General features: G+C 69.5%; 3 protein-coding genes. All 3 read right to left on the minus strand.

Annotation, left to right across the window (positions count from 1 at the left end):
- Window positions 1-15: 15 nt before the first annotated feature.
- The 3 genes from ETD83_RS40755 to ETD83_RS40765 all read right to left on the minus strand — a co-directional run bounded on the left by ETD83_RS40755 (window position 16) and on the right by ETD83_RS40765 (window position 3,007).
- A complete protein-coding gene (locus ETD83_RS40755; protein ID WP_138650596.1) occupies window positions 16-1,461 on the minus strand; it encodes an aldehyde dehydrogenase family protein in 1,446 nt (481 codons plus the stop codon).
- A gap of 92 nt (window positions 1,462-1,553) precedes the next feature.
- Window positions 1,554-2,510, minus strand: a complete 957-nt coding sequence (locus ETD83_RS40760; protein ID WP_138650597.1) for an AraC-like ligand-binding domain-containing protein — start codon at window positions 2,508-2,510, stop codon at window positions 1,554-1,556.
- Window positions 2,511-2,614: 104 nt separating this feature from the next.
- On the minus strand, window positions 2,615-3,007 hold the full coding sequence (locus ETD83_RS40765; protein WP_138650598.1) for a nuclear transport factor 2 family protein: 393 nt from the start codon (window positions 3,005-3,007) through the stop codon (window positions 2,615-2,617).
- Window positions 3,008-3,218 lie beyond the last annotated feature (211 nt).

Below are 3,218 nucleotides of genomic sequence, written 5' to 3' on the forward strand. Positions count from 1 at the left end.
GTTGGGGGACGGGGGTTACGTGTCAAAGTGGACCCAGACGCCCTTGATCTCGGTGTAGGCGTCCAGGGCGTAGGGGCCCATTTCGCGGCCCCAGCCGCTGGTTTTGTAGCCGCCCCAGGGGGCGGCGGCGTCGGGGATGGGAAGCATGTTGATGAAGACGGCGCCGGCGCGGATGTCGGCGGCCAGGCGGTGGGCGGTGGAGAGGTCGCGGGTCCAGATGGACGCGGCCAGGCCGAAGTCGGTGTCGTTGGCGCGGGCGGCGAGTTCTTCGGGGTCGTCGTAGGCGAGGACGGGCAGGACGGGGCCGAAGATCTCCTCGCGGGCGATGGTCATGTCGTCGGTGACGCCACCGAAGACGGTGGGGGTGTAGAAGTTGCCGGAGGATAGGGGGCCGTCGGCTCGTTGGCCGCCCGTGACTAGTTCGGCGCCTTGGTCGGCGCCTGTGCGGACGTAGGAGTCGACTTGGTCCAGGTGGTCTTGGGAGACCAGGGGGCCTATCTGGGTGTCGGGGGCCAGGCCGGGGCCCAGGCGGAGGCCGGACGCGGCGGCGGCGAGCTTCTCGGTGAACTCGTCGGCGCGGCGGCGGTCGACGTAGAGGCGGGTGTAGGCGGCGCAGACCTGGCCGCTGTTGAGGAGGGCGCCCTGGAGGTTGCCGGCGACGGCCTTGTCGATGTCGGCGTCGCGGGCGATGACGCTGGGGGCCTTGCCGCCGAGTTCGAGGGTGACGCGCTTGAGGTTGCCGGCGGACGCCTGGACGATCTCGCGTCCGACGGAACTGGAGCCGGTGAAGGAGACCTTGTCGATGTCCGGGTGCGCGACTAGGGCGCGGCCGACGTCGGGGCCGCCGGTGAGGAGGTTGACCACGCCCGGTGGGAAGCCCGCTTCGGCGCAGAGTTCGATCAGGCGGACGGTCGTCAGCGGGGTCTGCTCGGCGGGCTTGATGATGACCGTGTTGCCGCAGGCCAGGGCGGGGGCGAGCTTCCACGAGGCGATCATGAGGGGGAAGTTCCACGGGGTGATCAGCGCGCAGACGCCGACGGGTTCGCGGCGGACGTAGTGCAGGGTGTCCGGGAACGAGACCGGGGAGACCGCGCCCTCGATCTTGGTGCACCAGCCGGCGAAGTAGCGGAAGTGCTCGGCGGCGCCGTTGACGCTGACGGAGTGCGCGACGCCGAGCGGCTGGCCCTGGTCGCGGGTCTCCAGCTCGGCGAGGTCGGCCTTGTGCTCCTCGATCAGGTCGGCGACGCGCCAGAGGAGGCGGGCGCGGGCGCTCGGAGGCATGGTGGCCCACGCTGGGTCGTGCAGGGCCGTCCGGGCCGCGTCGACGGCGTCCTCGACGTCCTTGGGGCCGGCCTCCGCGCAGGTCGCCAGGACGGTCCCCGTCGCGGGATCGGACGTGGTGAACTCGCCGCCGTCCGCCGCCGTGGCCCATTCGCCGTTGATGTAGAGCCGTGTGTTCATGGTGACCTCCCTCGCAGGTGAGGAAAGTCTCGGCGGGCGCGGGCCGTGGGTCTTGTCTGTGGGCGTACGGGAGTTGGCCACGTGTGAAGTGATCAGTCGCCGGTGACCGTCACCCTGTACTCGCGGGGGCTGGCGCCGTACGCGGCCTTGAACAGGCGGCTGAACCGCGCGGCGTCGACGAAGCCCCAGCGGGCCGCGATGGCGCTGACCGGGCGGTGCAGCTGGAGGGGGTCGCGCAGGTCGCGGCGGCAGTGCTCCAGGCGGCGTTCCTTGATCCACGCCGAGACGGTCGTGCCCTCCTCGCGGAACAGGTTGTACAGGTGCCGGGACGAGACGAAGTGCGCGGCGGCGATGTCGTCCGGGGACAGGTCCGGGTCGTCGAGGTGGCGTTCGATGTAGGCGCGGACGCGGAGGAGCAGCGCGCGGCGGCGGGAGTCGGCCGTCGGCGCGGTCATGTCCAGGCGTTCGGCGAGGAGGGTGACGAGGAGGTCGACGATGTTGTCGCCGAGGCGGACGCTGCCGTGGTCGTCCAGGACGTCAAGCTGCTCGGCGAGCTGGAGGAGGAACGGCGACAGCAGCGCACCGACGCCCTGGCGGCCGGAGATCCGGGTGGCGGTGAGGCCGGCGACGGCCTCCTCCGGCAGGTGCAGCAGGCGGCGCGGGACCATCAGGACGAGCTGCCGGTAGGAGTCGTCGAACGCGAGCGTGTACGGACGCGTCGTGTCGTAGATCGTGAAGTCGCCGGGGACGAGCGCGGCCTCGCGTCCGTCCTGCGTGAGCAGGCAGTATCCGTTGAGCTGGACGCCGATCTTGTAGTGGCCCGGGTCGGACCGGGCGATCAGCGCGCCCGTCCGGCGGACGACGCTCGGCGTGGACGCGACGTCGGCGACCGTGAGCGCGCCGAACTCGCGCCCGCGCATGCGCCCCTCGAAGCGTTCCGGACGGGTGGTCTCGGCGCGCAGCGGCACGAACATGTCCGTCACCGAGCTGCGCCAGAACTCGAACCGCTCGGCGACCGGCAGATCCGCCGTGCGAATGAGTGTCGACATGGGCGTTTCCCCAGATAAAGCCCCGTTTCGTGTTGTCCGACATAGTGCACCCTCCGGGCCGGTTCGCGCCAGTGGCGTCCCGGCCCGGACCTGGGCGTTTCGCCTCAGCCCATGGCCTGCCGGACGTTGTGCGTGTCGCAGAACTGCTCGAAGCCCGTGATCGCGCCGTCCTGCACCCGCCACACATGGACGAACCGGACGCGCATCGCCTTCCCGGTCGCCCGGTAGGTGCCGGAGTAGTGGCCGATCGCGACGACGGTCCCGTCGCCGCCGTCGACCAGCTCGTCGGCGTCGGCGCGGAAGCCCTTCCAGTCCTTGCCGAGCCGCCCGAACACACCGGCCTTGATCGCGTCGGTGCCCACATAGGTGCCCGCGTAGGGGAACCCGTCCATCTCCGTCCAGGCGATGTCGTCGGCGAACGCCTCGACCATGCCGTCCAGGTCGCCGCGGTCGGACGCCGCGTAGTGCGCCTTGATGATGTCGTAAGCCTCGCTCATGTGCTGTCCTCCCGGTGTTTGAGCAAGTCCAGCGTCTCGTCCGGCGGGGGCTCTTGACCATGCCCTGGCTCTTATACACATCTCCGAGCCCACGAGACCCTAAGACAAATCGTATGCCGTCTTCTGCTTGGAAAAAAAAAAAGCGCTTGCTGAGGGCATTCAACAACGTGGTAAAGTCGAATTAAATGAAAAAACGATGTATGATGTTATC

The organism is Actinomadura soli (assembly GCF_005889715.1).
GTDB classification, from domain to species: Bacteria; Actinomycetota; Actinomycetes; order Streptosporangiales; family Streptosporangiaceae; genus Spirillospora; species Spirillospora soli.